The organism is Tessaracoccus flavescens (assembly GCF_001998865.1).
In the GTDB taxonomy this organism is placed as follows: Bacteria; Actinomycetota; Actinomycetes; order Propionibacteriales; family Propionibacteriaceae; genus Arachnia; species Arachnia flavescens.
Genome location: NZ_CP019607.1, coordinates 2,078,732 through 2,093,627, shown reverse-complemented (window position 1 = coordinate 2,093,627; position 14,896 = coordinate 2,078,732). Strand labels below are relative to the sequence as shown.

The window sequence follows — 14,896 nt, the reverse complement described above, 5'->3', positions numbered from 1 at the left end:
GTTTGGTCCCTCCCAGGCACGGGTAAGACGTCCGAGGCACTCGGGTAGGGTGAGGTCATGCGTCTGCTTCTCATTCGCCACGGACAGACCGAGGCCAACGTCAACCGCCAGCTCGACACCGCCCACCCCGGACTCCCGCTCAATGAACTCGGCCTGAGCCAGGCCGAGGCGCTGGTCGCCTCCCTCGAGAACGAACGCATCGATGCGCTCTACGCCTCGACTCTGACCCGCGCACAGCAGACGGCCGCCCCGCTCGCCGCGTCCCGCGGCATGGAGGCTGTCGTGATCGAGGGCATCCAGGAGATCTCGGCCGGCGTCGAGGAGATGAGCACCGACTGGCGAAAGTACCTCGAGGTGCTGATGTCGTGGGCACCGGACAACCTCGATGTCGGCCTGGAGAACGGCGAGACGGCGCGCGAGTTCCTCGCCCGCTTCAACGCAGCGGTGGCGAAGGTCGAGGAGGCCGGTCACGAACACGTCGCGCTGGTCAGCCACGGCGCCGCGCTCCGCGTCTGGGCGATCACGCAGGACCCCTCCGTCGGCATGGACAACGCGCACCCGCTGGAGAACACCCAGTGGATCGTGCTCAACGGCAGCACCGCCGACGGCTGGAAGATCGAGCGCTGGGGCAACTACGTCGTCCCTGCGGTCGGCGAGCCGACGATCGTCGAGGTCGAGCCCGACGACACCGATCCGGCCTGAGTTCAGCTCGTCGCCACCTGCCGTGGCGGCGTTGGCGGGCACAAACCTTCGGTGAGCGCGACCAGTGCCTCTATTGGCACGAAACGCGCTCACCGTAGATCTGTGCACATGCCTGCGCCACCACAGGGCACCGCGGCTCGGCCGACGGGAGGACCCGCTCGACCTCGCCAACCAGAACGTCAAGGACGATGGCCGCAACGCTGGTCGAGCGAGCTCAGCTCCAGGGACGCACCGAGCGGTAGCGCTCGACGACCGAGGGATCGGGCTCGCCCTTCGGCAGGTCAGTCACCTCGAGCTTCCAGGTCGGCGGCTCAGCCTCACCCGAGTGCGCCCAGGCGGCCTGGCGGGCAGAGCCGAGGGCGACGTACTCCCCCGCGGCGGGCATCGCGACGGGCACCGGGAACAGCCTCGGCGCGACCGACTGGACCGCGCTCGACGCGGCCGCGCCGCCGGTCAGCAGCACGCGCTCGACCTGGGCGCCGCTGTCGACGAGGCAGTCGAGGGCGTCGACGAGCGAGCAGACGATGCCCTCGACGGCGGAGCGGGCGAGGTTCTCGCGCGTCATCGACGTGAGGGTCAGGCCGTGCAGGCTTCCGGTGGCGTCGGGAAGGTTCGGGGTCCGCTCACCCTCCATGTACGGGACGAAGACGAGCCCGTCGGACCCGGAGTCGGCCGCGAGCGCGAGGTCGCTGAGCTCGTTGTGGTCGACGCCGAGCGTCCGCGCGGTGGCATCGAGCACGCGCGCGCCGTTGAGGGTGCAGGCCAGCGGAAGGAAGCGGCCGGTCGCGTCGGCGAACCCTGACACGAGGCCCGAGGCGTCGCGCGACGGCGTCTCGGAGACCCCGCACACCACGCCCGAGGTGCCGATGGAGACGACCATGTCGCCGGCCTTCAGCCCCATTCCGAGCGCCGAGCCCGCGTTGTCCCCCATGCCAGCCCCGACGTCGAAGCTCGCCCCTCCGAGCGTGCCCTTCCCAACCACCTCGCCGGGTTCGGCGACTCGCGGGAGGACGATCTTCTCGGCCGCGGCCTCGTCGATGCGCAGCGCGGCGGCGAGGATGTCGCGTCGGTACTGGTTGCTGACCGGGTCGAAGTACCCGGTGCCCGACGCGTCGGATCGGTCGGTGACCAGGTCCTCGAGGTGTCCGGTACCGAGCAGCTTCCAGGTGAGCCAGTCGTGCGGGAGCGCGACGGCGGCCACCTTTGCCGCGTTGTCGGTTTCGTTGTCTGCCAGCCAGCGCAGCTTCGTGACGGTGTAGGAGGCAACTGGCACGGAGCCGACGGCATCGGCCCACCAGCGTCCGCCCGCCTCCGCGTCCCCGTCGCCGAAGTCGTTGACGAGGTCGACCGCGGCCTGCGCGGAACGGGTGTCGTTCCACAGCAGCGCGTCGCGGATCACCTCGCCGTCGGCGTCGAGGCAGACCATGCCGTGCTGCTGGCCCGCGACCGCCACGGCGGCGACGTCACTCAGGTCGACCTGCGAGGCGGCCTGCTGCAGCGCGTCCCACCAGGCTGCTGGCGCGACCTCGCTGCCGTCGGGATGCGAAGCGCGCCCCGAGGCTAGGATCTCCCCCGTGTCGCCGTCCACGACGACGACCTTGCAGGACTGCGTCGACGAGTCGATGCCAGCCACCTTCACCATTTTGTGCCTCCTTGCAACTAAAGCTGATCCGATACTACGAGTGCCGCGCGCGAATGCCAACGCAGGGCCGGTTCTCGGCCACGCGCTACAGGCCCCCCACCTACACTGGAGTACGTGAGCAAGTTCAGCATCATCGTCAAGACCGCGGGTGGCGTCATCGCCACCACCGCCGCCCTGCTGACCGCCCTGCGCGAGAACCCGCAGATCGGGCAGAGCGTCGACTCGGCCATCGGCAAGCTGAAGGAAGCGACGAACTCCGAGAACCCCAAGCTGCGCTTCGACGCCAAGCTCGGCGCGATAGACGCGGCGGCCAACGCCGTCGAGGAGACCTTCCCCCACGCCACCGAGCCCGACGGCTGGCGCCGCCAGGCCAAGGCGCTGCGGATGCGCGGCGAGCTGGCCTGGACGGCCAACAGCGGCAAGGCGCGGCGGAAGGCCATGAAGGCCCTGAACGCCGAAACCACCGAGGTGCTCGCCTCCGTGAACACGCGCCTGGTCGAACTGCAGGCCGAGGGCCCGGACGCCATCACGAACTGACCGAACGCCCCGAACGCCGACTGCCTGGGCAGTCGGCGTTTCGCACTCCTGGCCGACATCGGCCATGAGCGCGGTGGCCCCGGCTTTCGAGCGCTCCTTGCATGTCAATGGCCAAGCGACGGTCGACATCCCCGCGGAGCCGACCGGAACGACCTCCGGCATCACGCTCGTCGGTCGGCCGCCGACCCGCAGTTGACCCGACCGAGACCGACGAGTCGCCTGCCCCGAAGCCGCATCTCCACCCGCATCGCCCAGAGACGCTCGCCGCAGCACTTGCCCTCCACCGTCTCGCGGCGGCATAGCGAAAACGAACCCGGAAAGGTGCTCATCACCCCTGCCCGACCCACGCCGGCCGGCGGGCTCCGCTTCCCCGTCGATCCGCGCCGCCCCAGGTGTCACCGGCTCGCGTCTCGCTGCGCTCGGTCTGCCGCCGGCTTCCCCTGCAATCGCCGGCGACGAGCGTCAGCCGGATCCTTCAACCAGTAGAGCCGTGGCCCAGCTCACCCTCTGCACCCGCCACCGGTTCGCCGACGACCGTTCGGGTCACCAGCCGACACTGGCTCGCGAGGGCAGGCGACGCAACGATGGAGCCGACGCCGGCCCGAACCAGGGCCCGAGCCTGGTCCAGTTCACCCTCTGCATCCGCCACCGGTTCGCCGGGGCTGGCAGACTCGACGCGTGAGCCAACCGACCCCAGCGCCCCTGATCCTGCGCGGCCAGCGCTTCGACGCCGCACGCCCCGCGGTCATGGGCATCGTCAACCGGACACCCGACTCGTTCTACGCCCCCGCCAGGCATGGCGACGTCGACAGCGCCGTCGCCCGGGCCGCCGCGATGCTCGACGAGGGGGTCAGCATCGTCGACGTCGGCGGGGTTCGCGCCGGCCAGGAGGGCGACTGGGTCGACGAGGCCACCGAGATCGACCGTGTGCGCCCCGTCCTCGCCGCGCTGCGCGAGGCCCTGCCGAACCTGCTCACCTCGCTCGACACCTGGCGGGCCGAGGTGGCAGACGCGTGCTCCGGCCTGGTCGACCTCGTCAACGACACGTGGCAGGGCGCCGACCCCGACCTGCTGGGCGTCGCCGCCCGTGACGGTGTCGGCTATGTCGTCTCCCACACCGGCGGCCTTCCTCCCCGCACCGACCCGGTCGGGGTGGACTACGGCCCGGGCGACGCCGTCGTCGACGAGGTGGTCCGCGTCCTGTCGAAGGGAGCCGCGCGCGCGGAGGCCGCCGGGCTGCCGCAGGAGCACATCCTGATCGATCCCACCCTCGACTTCGGGAAGACGACGCTCAACTCGCTGACCCTTGTCGCACAGACCTCGCGCGTGGTCGACCTCGGCTACCCCGTCCTGCAGGCGATCAGCCGCAAGGACTTCGTCGGCGAGACGCTCGACCTCCCCTCGGACGAGCGTCTGGAGGGAACGCTCGCGGCCACAGCCATCGCGGCCTGGCAGGGTGCGACGGTGTTCCGCGCACACGACGTCCGGGCGACAAGGCGGGTGCTCGACATGGTCGCGTCGATCCGGGGCGACCGGCCCCCCGCTCGCAGCGACCGGGGCCGCTGACGGAGACAAACCCCCTCCGCGGTCAGCACCGGAGGCGCCACCCAAACATCCGCAGCCACCCGCACGATCTTGGGCGGGAACCACAGATCACACTGCACGATCTCCCCAGGCTGGTACTCGGTCCGGTCGGCCGGGTCCGACGGCGCGAACAACGGCCGCAGCTCGGCGACCTTGGCCCGCAGCACCGATGCCGACCGCGTCCACCCGATCCGCTCCGCGATCACCGTGGCCGGCATCGTCGGCGTCCTCGACAGCAACGCCCGGATCTGTGGCTCGAACGCATCCACCACCGACCCCGCAGGAGCTCGTTCATACTTCGGGGGACCATCCGAGGACAACGCCGCCCGCACCGTGTTCCTCGCCACCCCCAACTGGCGGGCGATCGCCTTGATCGCCATCTTCTCCGACTTGTGGAGCCTTCTGATCTCGGCCCAATCCTCCACGCTGATCACTCCCTCACTCTGACCGAGGGGGTCAACTTTCGCTCGGCACCTGGGGGTCATTATTCAGGCGGCATCGACACGAACGACGACACACCATCGGATCACCCCTCCGCGACAAACGCGGCGCGCGGGTCGCGCGATCGCCCTCCGTGAAGCCGCGCTCCAGGGCGAAGACCTGGACGTCGCTGCAGCTGCCGGCTCCCCGCTCGGAGACCAACTACAGGACCCCCTATTTAGGTAAATCGTCGGCCGATACGCTCACGCTGTGGAGCACTGGAAACTGGGGGACTGTCAGCAAAACGGTGGATCTGGGACTGGCCTGACCGAAAGGAAGGGCTATGAGCCAGACCATCGAGATGATCGATCCTGTGACGGGAGAGATCATCGATCAGCAACAGATCGCCGAGCAGCTGCTTGCGCAGGCGAAGGAGCAGGGCGTCAGCCTCGTGGGGCCGGGAGGCCTGCTGGGCGGGCTGACGAACGATGAGGTCGTCGTCGCCGCCGACGCGTCGCAGCGCGTGGGGCATGGTGCGGCCGGTCGATGTCCTCCACGCCATGCTCCGCAACGGGACCTACTACCAGCCAAGACCAGCCGTCGCAGCTTGACAGACACCATAGGGACACCCCCCGCCGGGTTCTGCGATCTCGCCGCCTCCCAACGCAACTCGTGTTCTACTAGCTAGGTCCAAATAGCTGAGGAGGAGCGCAACTTGCTCTATGTTCCGATTGACCGGATCGTCACCTACTACCCGCTAAGCCTATGGCCCGGGTAGCCGGGAGAGCACTGCTGCTGACAGTGGTTCTCCTGGCCGGGTGTTCCCCCGTGCCTGACGCGACAACCGAACCTAGCCCCACGGCGTCCGTCTCGGTTCCAAACCCCAGCGAAGTTGACATCCTCGATGCTGCAACCTGCCCCGACGATGCGACCATCATGGCTAACCCTCCCGGAGCGCATCTTCCAGCAGAGTTCCTCCCGTCCAGTTGGGTGCTTTGCGTTCCCGACGGCCATGGCGGAGTCACTAGACTCTCAACCAGAGACGCCGCAGAACCGCTAGTTCACGCACTTGCCCTGCCAGACACACCCCAAGACCTGGATGCTTCCTGCAATGCGCAGTACGTGACTCTTCCCTATCTCTTTGCTGTCAACGCGAGCGGGCAGGCCGTGCATGTCTGGATCCCCTTGGAGCTCACATGTTTGAGTCCCCGTACTGAGGTTGTCTCGGCCATCGATGCCCTCCAATGGAACTAGGTTCGAGCTGAGAACGGCAACGCGCGGCTGACGCGAGTACAGCACCCGAGGCTCACAATGAGGAAGCCCCTCCGTTGGGAGAGGGCTTCCTGGTTCTATAGAGCGGGGAACTGCTGGCGTGCTGATTCTCACACCCAGGTCCAGAGTCGTGCGCACCATGCTGAAGATAGCTCCACCGTCAGCCACGAGCACGGTCGTCGACGACACAGAACTCGAGCGTGTGGATCCATGCACAAGCAGGCGACCGGCTCGGCTGGTCATCATATGGCCCTGCCGGGTGCCGAGTCGCAGGCGGAGAGACGCCCGCTAACGGGGCTCATCACAGATGAGGGTGTAGGGGGCTGTTCGGCGCGTCGGGCCGGGTAGGGGTCGAGGTCTCCCGATGATGGAAGTTCTCACACTGCCCATCTGGAAGACCTCGACGTGTCTGATGCTACCCCTGTGGCGGGGTTCGCCTGCCCTGACCTGTCCTCGTTCTGTCGGCTCGATGAGCTCGGCTTGGAGGTCACCGGACGCGTTCGTGTTCCCGACCCGCGATGGAACAAGGATGAGTCACGACGCTGTCACCGCACGCCTCGCGCTCCACACGGCGGCCGCGACCGCAGCCTGCCCCACCCTCACCGGGAAGACAGTCACCGCGCACGTCCTGCGCCACACCGCAGCGATGAGGCTACTCACCGCGGGCATCGACAGCACCGTCATCGCGCTCTGGCTCGGCCACGAGAGCATCGAGACCACCCAGGTCTACCTCCACGCCAACATCAAGACCAAAGAAGATGCCCTCGCACGAACTCGACCCACCGGCGCCAGCCCCGGACGCTACACCGTCACCGACGACACCCTCCTGGCCTTCCTCGACGGCCTCTGATTATGCCGACATCCACGCCACCTCAGCCCACCCCACAACCGCCTCGTCCCCCTCACATCGTCATAACCAGGACCTCGGCATAAAACGCGTCGAGGACTGCGACGGCGTCTTCGAGTTGGTCGTCGATGGCGTTCTTGTAGCCGTGGAACGGGTCCAGGGTGGCGATCTCGATGCCTTTGCGGAACGTGTCGCCGCGGTCACGCAGCCAGGTCTTGTAGGCCTCACCGGATCGGCCCGGGACCAGATCGAGGAGCCGGGCCCGGACGCGTCCGTCCTTGTCGCGGGTGAGATCGACCATTCCGGTGAACTCCTTCGGGCCGCGTCCGCCCTGGTCGACGGGGCGGGTGGAAACGTGATGCCAGTTGGGTCGGCCTGGGGCGCGGTGTCGGGATTGCTCCCGGTCCGTTTCCCCAGGCCGCCCGCCGAACCGGACGTGCGACTTTCACCGCATCCGGCTCTCCATGAGAGAGGGCTGGTTCAGCTGGTGGTGACAGCTGGCCGGTCCCAGGGGGTAGGGATGTGGTAGCCGCGGTAGCGGTACCTGGTCACCGGGACGCTCGCGGCGCCGGTGAACCGTTTCCCGTTGTGAGCGAGGCGCCAGGTTCCGGGCAGGCAGTACCTGCGGCGGAGTTCTGGCCATCCGAGTCGGCGGTGCTTCTTGCGTAGCCATGCCGTGATCCGCTCCCACGTGTAGGAGTCGATCGCGGCGAAGGTCGCTTTGGCCACCGCGTGTCGGAAGTAGTTCGCCCATCCCCGCAGCACCCGCCCGAGATAGTCCATGAGGTATCCCGGGTCCCGGTGCAGGGTGTGCCTGTAGGTCATGGTCTTCACCCGCTGTTTGATCGAGGCGATGGCCTTCTTCGCGGGCAGGGTGTAGACGTACCACTTGTTGCTTCCTCGTTTCCGCATCCGTCGGATGTGGAAGCCGAGGAAGTCGAACCCGTGGTCGATGTGGACCACGCGGGTCTTCTCCGGTGACAGCCGTAACCCCATCGGGGCGAGTACGTCTGCCGCCTCGTGACGCAACTGCTCGGCGTGTTCTTGGCTGCCCTTCACCACGATGACGAAGTCATCGGCGTAACGGATCAGCCGGTAGGACGCCTTGCCGTGGTCACGGCGCCAGGCCCGCTTTCCGGCCGTGCCCATCTCATGGTCCCAGCGGCGAGCGAACTCGTCATCGAGGACTGATAGGGCGATGTTGGCCAGAAGCGGGGACAAGATCCCGCCCTGTGGGGTGCCGGTGATCGTCCCCTCGGTCGTGCCCACCGTGGTGAGCACTCCCGCTTTCAGGAACGCCTGGGACTGCCGAAGGTTTGGTTGACTCCAAGACCGCATGATTCCTGAGAGGGCGTCGTGCTGAAAGGATGGCAACCATGCCGAAGATCACCTACACCGACGAGTTCAAGCGCGACGCGGTCGCGTTGGTCGAGTCGGGTATCCCGCAAAAGCAGGTCGTCAAGGACCTCGGAGTGGCGAAAACCACGCTGCAGGCGTGGCTCCGTGACGCGAGGTTCAAGTCCCATGGGATGACCCCGACCACCGATCCAGAGGCGCGCAAGGACATGTCGCAGGCACTGCGTCGGATCCGGGAGTTGGAGATGGAAAACGAGGTCCTACGGCGCGCGGCGGCGTATCTGTCGCAGGCTCACATCACGCCCCCAAAATGATCTATCCGCTCGTGAAGGAGATGGCCGCGGCCGGTGCCCGGGTCAGGGTGCCGGTGGCGGTCGCGTGCCGGATACTGGGATTCTCCAAACAGGGCTACTACAAGTGGCTCAAGCAACCGGTGTCAGCCCGTGAGGCCGAGGAGCAAGAGCTCATCTCGGTGCTGCATCAGCTTCACAACGACGACCCGGAGGGCGGCTACCGGGTGCTGGCAGACGACCTCGCTGAGTTGGGCTACGAGTTGTCCGAGCGCAGAGTGTGGCGGTTGTGCCGGGTCGCCGGGATCCAGTCGGTGTTCGCCAGGCGTAAGACTCGCTACAAGAAGGCCGGCGCGCCGGTTCACGATGACCTGGTCAACAGGCAGTTCAGCGCTGACGGGCCTAACCAGGTGTGGCTGACCGATATCACCGAGCACCGCACCCGCGAGGGCAAGGTGTATCTGTGTGCGATCAAGGACGTGTTCTCCAACCGGATCGTCGGCTACTCGATCGATTCGCGGATGAAGGCCCGGATCGCCGTCAACGCGCTCGAGATGGCAGTGGCCCACCGAGGCCGGCCCGCTGGGGTGATCGTCCATTCCGATAGAGGGTCCCAATTCCGGTCGCGCCGCTTCCGCAAGGCGCTGAAGCGCCACAGGCTACGTGGCTCGATGGGCAGGGTCGGGGCATGTGGCGATAACGCCGCGATGGAGTCGTTCTTCGCGCTCCTGCAGAAGAACGTCCTCGACCGTCGATCCTGGGGCACACGAGAGGAACTGCGCCTGGCCATCGTGTCCTGGATCGAGGGCAAGTACCACCGCAAACGCCGTCAACGCCGACTCGGGAAACTCACCCCCATCGAGTTCGAACTCATCATGAACCCAGCCGCTACACTGGCGGCATAAACCCGGAGGTCAACCAAACCTTCAGCGGACCCCCCACCTCCATCCGATACAACAGCGCCTCGTGGCGCACGATGTGTTCGTCGACGCCAAGCGAGGTGACCCCGGCGAAGCGGGCCTCGTCGGCGGCGGCGGCTTCAAGGATCGGTTTCACGGCTCGCCACAGTGTCCTCCAGGCGCAGCCGAGCTGCCGGGCCATCCCCTGAACGGAGGCGTTCTCCCGCCGGATCTGCCCGATCGCCCACGACGTCGCGCGACTGGTGAGCAGCGCCCTGGGTCGCGCCACATCGGGGTCTTGCTCCATGAACGAGTTCACCGGACACATCGGCTCGGGACACACCCAGCGTCGTTTCCGCCACCACAGCTTCACCGGCGCCGTGAAGCACGGCGCGTCGATCAGCTCAACCCTCTGCCGGCCACCGCGGGTGCCGCCGTCCACCTACGATGGCCTGACGGGCGCGATCATCAGGAGGGACGATGGACAGGGCCATGCCGAACCTCCCGTCGCGCGACCTGGCGACCACCCTCGACTTCTACGCAGGTTTCAGCTTCGTCGAGCGGTACCGCGACGAGGCGTGGATGATCCTCTCGCGCGGCACGCTCACCCTCGAGTTCTTCCACCATCCCGAACTCGAGCCGAAGGCAAGCCACTTCCAGTGCACGGTGCGCGTCGCCGACCTCGACGAACTGTGGGGGGCGGTGCACGCGGCGGGGGTCCGTGTCTCCAGCCAAGGCCAGCCGAGGCTGCACCGTCCGCGCATCGAGGAGTCGGGTCTGCGCATCGGCTACCTGGTCGATCCCGACGGAACCCAGCTGACCCTCATCGAGGAGCCCGGTCGATGAGGACCTCCCATGCGACGCATAGCACGGCGCTATGGTCTGACCTATCGCGACCCTCCCGCATCGGCCAAAGTCGCCTGGTCTAGGGTTGCTACCGGGTTGAGAACCCCTGAGAAAGACGGAGAGCGATGAGCGATCAAGCCACGAGTGCGGCCGACATCAGCCTGGCCGCGGACTTCACCACCCCCTCCCAGCAGGACTGGGAGAAGGAGGTTCTGAAAGTCCTCAACCGGAAGCGCCCCGAAGGCAGGGAGCTGGACATCGATCAGGCCTACAAGCGCCTGACCAGCACCACTGTCGACGGGCTGACGATCAAGCCGCTGTACACCATTGAAGACGGCGTCGAGGAGCTCGGCTACCCCGGTGTCGCGCCGTTCGTGCGCGGCACGACGGTCCGCACGGGCGAGATGGACGCCTGGGAGGTCGCGCAGCTGCACGAGAACCCCGACGTCACCGAGGCACGCCGCGACATCCTGAACGACCTCGAGCGCGGCAACACCGCAGCGTTCGTCCGGGTCGATCCCGATGCCGTCCGCGTCGAGGACCTGGCGAACGTGCTGGACGGCGTGCTGCTGGACCTGGCCCCGGTCTACGTGACCAGCCGCACCCAGCAGCTCGAGGCCGCCACGAAGCTGGCCGAGACCTTCCGCGCCGCAAGCGTGGACGCCGAGTCGATCCGAGGCAACCTCGGCGTCGACCCGATCGGCGCCGCCGCCCTCGCGGGCACCACGGCCGACCTGTCGGTCGTGGCAAAGGCCGCCGAGCTGGCCGACGGCCTGCCGGGCGTCACGCCGCTGGTCGTCGACTCGACGATCTACCACAACGCCGGTGCCGGTGACGTGCACGAGCTGGCCTACGCGATCGCCGTCGGCGTCGAGTACGTCCGCGCGCTCGTCGAGGCCGGGGCCAGCGTCGACGACGCGTTCGGCTCGGTCATCTTCCGCGTGTCGGCCACCACCGACCAGTTCGCCACGATCGCCCGGCTGCGCGCCCTGCGCGGTCTGTGGTCACGCGTCGGCGAGGTCCTCGGCGTCACCGAGTCGAGGCGCGGCGCGATCCAGCACGCGGTCACCTCGCTGCGCGTCATCTCCCGCGACGACGCCTACGTCAACATCCTGCGCGGCACCATCGCCACCTTCGCTGCGGCGGCGGGCGGTGCCGAGATCCAGACGGTGCTTCCGTTCGACACGCTGGCCGGGCTGCCGACCGACATGTCGCGCCGCGTGGCCCGCAACACGCAGATCGTGCTCGCCGAGGAGTCGAACATCGGACGGGTCAACGACCCCGCCGGCGGCTCGTGGTTCGTCGAGTCCCTGACCAGGCAGCTCTCCGAGAAGGCGTGGGCGATCTTCCAGGCGCTCGACGCCGAGGGCTTCGCCGCGGCGCTGGCTGACGGCACCGTCAAGGCCCAGCTGGACGAGCTGAACGCGGCCCGCGCCAAGCAGCTGGCGACCCGCAAGATCCCACTGACCGGCGTCTCGATGTTCCCGAACTACACCGAGGCGAAGCTCGAGCGGAAGGCCCGCCCCGAGGCGCCTGAGCTCGCAGGTCTGCAGCCCGTTCGCGACTCGCAGGTCTTCGAGGATCTCCGCGACCGCTCAGACGCGGCACGCGCCGCTGGGAACGAGCCGAAGGTCATGCTCGCCGCCCTTGGCGCCCGCCGCGACTTCGGCGGCCGCGAGGGCTTCACGTCGAACCTCTACCACGTCGGCGGCATCGCCACCGTCCTGGCCGAGGGCTCGTCCCCCGAGGACTACGTCCGCCAGTTGAAGGACAACGACGCAAAGGTCGTCGTGCTCGTCTCCTCCGCGAAGGTCTACGCCGACCAGGGTGTCGCCGTCGCGAAGGCGCTGCGCGAGGCCGGGGCGGAAGAGGTCCTCGTCGCCGGGCAGATCAAGGAGCTCGGCGAGGGCGGCGCGGACGCCGTCGACGGCAACGTGTTCGACGGCATGGACGTCGTCGAGCTGCTGACCAACACCCTGAACAAGTTGGGAGCCTGACCATGACCATCCCCCGTTTCACAGATGTCGAGCTGGGCGGCGCATCGGTTCCCGCTGGCGCTGCCGCCGAGTTCGAGGCCCGCAATGACCACTTCGGCCACTCCGCCGGCTGGCAGACCCCGGAGCACATCCTGGTTCCGCCGCTGTACGGCGACGGCGACCTGAAGGGCCTCGACTTCCTGAACACCGCCCCCGGCATCCCGCCGTTCCTGCGTGGCCCCTACGCCACCATGTACGTCAACCAGCCGTGGACGATCCGCCAGTACGCTGGCTTCTCCACCGCCGAGGAGTCCAACGCCTTCTACCGGCGCAACCTCGCGGCCGGCCAGAAGGGCCTGTCGATCGCGTTCGACCTGGCCACCCACCGCGGCTACGACTCGGATCACCCGCGCGTCTCCGGCGACGTCGGCATGGCTGGTGTCGCCGTCGACTCGATCCTCGACATGCGCCAGCTGTTCGACGGCATCCCGCTCGACCAGATGTCGGTGTCGATGACGATGAACGGCGCGGTGCTCCCGGTGCTTGCGCTCTATGTCGTCGCCGCGGAGGAGCAGGGCGTCAAGCCCGAGCAGCTCGCCGGAACGATTCAGAATGACATTCTGAAGGAGTTCATGGTCCGCAACACCTACATCTACCCACCGCAGCCGTCGATGAAGATCATCGCCGACATCTTCGCCTACACCTCGGCGAACATGCCCCGGTTCAACTCGATCTCGATCTCCGGCTACCACATGCAGGAGGCAGGGGCGACGGCCGACATCGAGATGGCCTACACCCTCGCCGACGGCGTCGAGTACATCCGGGCGGGTGAGTCGGTCGGCCTGAACGTCGACCAGTTCGCCCCCCGCCTGTCCTTCTTCTGGGCGATCGGGATGAACTTCTACATGGAGGTCGCCAAGATGCGCGCCGCGCGTCTGCTGTGGGCGCGCCTCGTGCGGCAGTTCGGCCCGAAGAACCCGAAGTCGATGTCGCTGCGCACCCACTCGCAGACCTCCGGCTGGTCGCTGACGGCGCAGGACGTGTACAACAACGTCATCCGCACCGCGGTCGAGGCCATGGGCGCGACGCAGGGCCACACCCAGTCGCTGCACACGAACGCGCTCGACGAGGCGATCGCACTGCCGACCGACTTCTCGGCCCGCATCGCCCGCAACACCCAGCTGTTCCTGCAGCAGGAGTCGGGCACGACCCGCACGGTCGACCCGTGGGCCGGCTCTGCGTATGTGGAGAAGCTGACCGAACAGCTCGCTCGCAAGGCGTGGGAGCGGATCCAGGAGGTCGAGCAGGCAGGCGGCATGGCGAAGGCCATCGAGGCAGGCATCCCGAAGATGCGCATCGAGGAGGCGGCGGCCCGCACCCAGGCCCGCATCGACTCCGGCCGCCAGCCGGTGATCGGCGTCAACAAGTACCGCCTCGAGAACGAGGACGAGCTCGAGGTGCTCAAGGTCGACAACAAGACGGTGCGCGCGGCGCAGATCGCGAAGCTGGAGCGCCTTCGCGCCGAGCGGGACGAGACCGTCACCCAGGAGATGCTCGAACGCGTCTCGTGGGCGGCGGCCAACCCCGACCCGACCGATCCCGACCGGAACCTGCTGAAGGTCGCCATCGACGCGGCCCGCGCGAAGGCCTCCGTCGGCGAGATCTCCGACGCGCTCGAGAAGGTCTACGGACGCTACACGGCGAACATCCGTACCATCTCTGGTGTGTACAACAAGGAGTCGGGCTCGTCCGAGACCATCGAGGCGGCCAGGAAGCTGGTCGAGGAGTTCGAGACCAGGGAGGGGCGCCGTCCTCGCATCCTGATCGCGAAGATGGGCCAGGACGGCCACGACCGCGGCCAGAAGGTCATCGCGACGGCCTATGCCGATCTCGGCATGGACGTCGACGTCGGCCCGCTGTTCCAGACGCCGGAGGAGGTCGCACGCCAGGCCGTCGAGTCCGACGTGCACGTGGTCGGCGTCTCCTCGCTCGCCGCCGGACACCTCACCCTGGTGCCCGCGCTGCGTGAGGAGCTGGACAAGCTCGGCCGCGACGACCTGATGATCGTCGTCGGTGGCGTGATCCCGAGCCAGGACTTCGAGGAGCTGCGCAACTCCGGCGCGGACGCGATCTACCCTCCAGGCACGATCATCCCCGAGGCCGCCGTCGATCTGCTGACCAAGCTGACGGCTCAGCTCGACGACTGACACCGGTTCCGCAAGGGGGCCCGGACGCACACCGCGTCCGGGCCCTTCTGCGTCTGGCCGTAACGCGCGTCGCCCTGACCCCAGCGCTGGCTATCGTGGCCCGCTCCGGTCGCGAACCGCGGCCGGATGATCCGAGGAGAAACGTGCGCCTGCCAGCCATCACCGTGACCGTGACCTGCCTCGCCCTTGCCGGGTGCGGGGCGGGCGAACCCGAGTACGGGGGCGTCGAGCCCGCCGCGTTCGCCAAGGCCACCTGCACAGGAGGCCGCGTGGCAGGAGCCCGACGACGCCCTCGGTGACGTCTCCCTCTCGCTCTCC

General features: G+C 67.9%; 15 protein-coding genes and 1 pseudogene. 11 read left to right on the top strand and 5 right to left on the bottom strand.

What is annotated here, in order from left to right:
* Positions 1–57: 57 nt before the first annotated feature.
* Positions 58–702, top strand: a complete 645-nt coding sequence (locus BW733_RS09960) for a histidine phosphatase family protein (RefSeq protein ID WP_077350131.1) — start codon at positions 58–60, stop codon at positions 700–702.
* 214 nt (positions 703–916) lie between these two features.
* Here BW733_RS09960 and xylB read toward each other — a convergent pair whose 3' ends face one another.
* The gene (gene xylB / locus BW733_RS09955; RefSeq protein ID WP_077350129.1) at positions 917–2,344 is read right to left on the bottom strand and encodes a xylulokinase; all 1,428 of its coding nucleotides are present in this window, start codon (positions 2,342–2,344) and stop codon (positions 917–919) included.
* 114 nt (positions 2,345–2,458) lie between these two features.
* On the opposite strand from xylB, the gene BW733_RS09950 reads away from it, so the two are divergent.
* From BW733_RS09950 to folP, 3 genes are all read left to right on the top strand, one after another.
* Positions 2,459–2,881 (top strand): hypothetical protein, encoded by a 423-nt coding sequence (locus BW733_RS09950; RefSeq protein WP_077350127.1) that lies wholly within the window; start codon positions 2,459–2,461, stop codon positions 2,879–2,881.
* 490 nt (positions 2,882–3,371) lie between these two features.
* Entirely contained in the window at positions 3,372–3,563 is a 192-nt protein-coding gene (locus tag BW733_RS09945; RefSeq protein ID WP_077350125.1) for a hypothetical protein, read from the top strand.
* The gene (gene folP, locus BW733_RS09940) at positions 3,560–4,447 is read left to right on the top strand and encodes a dihydropteroate synthase (protein ID WP_237268149.1); all 888 of its coding nucleotides are present in this window, start codon (positions 3,560–3,562) and stop codon (positions 4,445–4,447) included. The genes BW733_RS09945 and folP overlap by 4 nt, the downstream gene beginning before the upstream one ends.
* Positions 4,448–4,518: 71 nt before the next feature.
* Here the strand turns inward: folP and BW733_RS19415 are convergent.
* Positions 4,519–4,899, bottom strand: a pseudogene (locus tag BW733_RS19415) (helix-turn-helix domain-containing protein); the annotation flags it as partial.
* A gap of 329 nt (positions 4,900–5,228) precedes the next feature.
* On the opposite strand from BW733_RS19415, the gene BW733_RS09930 reads away from it, so the two are divergent.
* Both BW733_RS09930 and BW733_RS09925 read left to right on the top strand, forming a co-directional pair.
* The gene (locus tag BW733_RS09930; protein ID WP_077350121.1) at positions 5,229–5,573 is read left to right on the top strand and encodes a hypothetical protein; all 345 of its coding nucleotides are present in this window, start codon (positions 5,229–5,231) and stop codon (positions 5,571–5,573) included.
* Positions 5,574–6,686: 1,113 nt separating this feature from the next.
* Complete coding sequence (locus tag BW733_RS09925) at positions 6,687–7,007, top strand: tyrosine-type recombinase/integrase (RefSeq protein ID WP_237268148.1); 321 nt, start codon at positions 6,687–6,689, stop codon at positions 7,005–7,007.
* 52 nt (positions 7,008–7,059) lie between these two features.
* On the opposite strand, the gene BW733_RS09920 is transcribed toward BW733_RS09925, so the two are convergent.
* Both BW733_RS09920 and BW733_RS09915 read right to left on the bottom strand, forming a co-directional pair.
* Positions 7,060–7,305 (bottom strand): transposase, encoded by a 246-nt coding sequence (locus BW733_RS09920; protein ID WP_202970169.1) that lies wholly within the window; start codon positions 7,303–7,305, stop codon positions 7,060–7,062.
* A gap of 179 nt (positions 7,306–7,484) precedes the next feature.
* Positions 7,485–8,285, bottom strand: coding sequence for a group II intron maturase-specific domain-containing protein (locus tag BW733_RS09915; RefSeq protein ID WP_237268147.1), 801 nt, complete (start codon positions 8,283–8,285; stop codon positions 7,485–7,487).
* A 95-nt stretch (positions 8,286–8,380) separates the two neighbouring features.
* On the opposite strand from BW733_RS09915, the gene BW733_RS09910 reads away from it, so the two are divergent.
* A protein-coding gene (locus tag BW733_RS09910) for an IS3 family transposase (RefSeq protein ID WP_237268146.1) occupies positions 8,381–9,555 on the top strand; the annotation gives its coding sequence in 2 pieces (ribosomal slippage) (positions 8,381–8,660 and positions 8,660–9,555; 1,176 coding nt in all).
* Here the strand turns inward: BW733_RS09910 and BW733_RS19410 are convergent.
* On the bottom strand, positions 9,539–9,991 hold the full coding sequence (locus BW733_RS19410) for a helix-turn-helix domain-containing protein (RefSeq protein WP_077350115.1): 453 nt from the start codon (positions 9,989–9,991) through the stop codon (positions 9,539–9,541). The two genes, BW733_RS09910 and BW733_RS19410, sit on opposite strands and share 17 nt — an antisense overlap.
* 38 nt (positions 9,992–10,029) lie before the next feature.
* Between BW733_RS19410 and BW733_RS09900 the strand changes: the two genes are divergently transcribed.
* The 4 genes from BW733_RS09900 (at position 10,030) to BW733_RS18270 (ending at position 14,877) form a co-directional block, all read left to right on the top strand.
* A complete protein-coding gene (locus BW733_RS09900) occupies positions 10,030–10,395 on the top strand; it encodes a bleomycin resistance protein (protein ID WP_077350113.1) in 366 nt (121 codons plus the stop codon).
* A gap of 125 nt (positions 10,396–10,520) precedes the next feature.
* Entirely contained in the window at positions 10,521–12,392 is a 1,872-nt protein-coding gene (gene mutA, locus BW733_RS09895) for a methylmalonyl-CoA mutase small subunit (RefSeq protein ID WP_077350111.1), read from the top strand.
* Between the two features lie 2 nt (positions 12,393–12,394).
* Entirely contained in the window at positions 12,395–14,578 is a 2,184-nt protein-coding gene (gene scpA / locus BW733_RS09890) for a methylmalonyl-CoA mutase (RefSeq protein ID WP_077350109.1), read from the top strand.
* 143 nt (positions 14,579–14,721) lie between these two features.
* Positions 14,722–14,877 carry a hypothetical protein gene (locus tag BW733_RS18270; protein ID WP_161490203.1) on the top strand — a complete coding sequence of 52 codons (156 nt, stop codon included), beginning with the start codon at positions 14,722–14,724 and terminating at the stop codon, positions 14,875–14,877.
* The last annotated feature ends 19 nt before the right edge of the window (positions 14,878–14,896 follow it).

Excerpts from the sequence above, each read along its gene's own strand:
- BW733_RS09900 (WP_077350113.1), top strand. The coding sequence starts at position 10,030 with ATGGACAGGGCCATGCCGAACCTCCCGTCGCGCGACCTGGCGACCACC.
- BW733_RS09930 (WP_077350121.1), top strand. The coding sequence starts at position 5,229 with ATGAGCCAGACCATCGAGATGATCGATCCTGTGACGGGAGAGATCATC.
- BW733_RS09925 (WP_237268148.1), top strand. The coding sequence starts at position 6,687 with ATGAGTCACGACGCTGTCACCGCACGCCTCGCGCTCCACACGGCGGCC.
- scpA (WP_077350109.1), top strand. The coding sequence starts at position 12,395 with ATGACCATCCCCCGTTTCACAGATGTCGAGCTGGGCGGCGCATCGGTT.
- BW733_RS09920 (WP_202970169.1), bottom strand. The coding sequence starts at position 7,305 with ATGGTCGATCTCACCCGCGACAAGGACGGACGCGTCCGGGCCCGGCTC.
- BW733_RS09960 (WP_077350131.1), top strand. The coding sequence starts at position 58 with ATGCGTCTGCTTCTCATTCGCCACGGACAGACCGAGGCCAACGTCAAC.
- xylB (WP_077350129.1), bottom strand. The coding sequence starts at position 2,344 with ATGGTGAAGGTGGCTGGCATCGACTCGTCGACGCAGTCCTGCAAGGTC.
- mutA (WP_077350111.1), top strand. The coding sequence starts at position 10,521 with ATGAGCGATCAAGCCACGAGTGCGGCCGACATCAGCCTGGCCGCGGAC.